The organism is Akkermansia sp. GGCC_0220, assembly GCF_017566105.1.
In the GTDB taxonomy this organism is placed as follows: domain Bacteria; phylum Verrucomicrobiota; class Verrucomicrobiia; order Verrucomicrobiales; family Akkermansiaceae; genus Akkermansia; species Akkermansia massiliensis.
The window spans coordinates 1-225 of sequence record NZ_JABFCI010000124.1; the positions used below are offsets into that span (position 1 = coordinate 1).

The 225-nt window shown below is 54.7% G+C and carries 1 pseudogene; it reads right to left on the minus strand.

What is annotated here, in order from left to right:
• Positions 1 to 225, minus strand: a pseudogene (locus tag HJW02_RS14370) (fucose isomerase); the annotation flags it as partial.

Here is a 225-nt window from a genome sequence, read left to right on the forward strand (position 1 = left end):
TGGCCATGAAGGAGTTTTTCCCCGTCAGCACTTTTACGGCCAGCATGGTGAAGACGGATTGCAAATCGCCTTCACATCCGGCAATGATTCCTTCGTCGTTCAGCAAGGCAAGGGCAAGGCAGCCGGTGGTTCCCGTTTGGTCTATCAGGCGGAAGCAGCTGAGGGTAATGGCGCTCAGTCGCTCTTCCTCTACAATCCTCTTGATGGCTCAATACAGCCGCATGG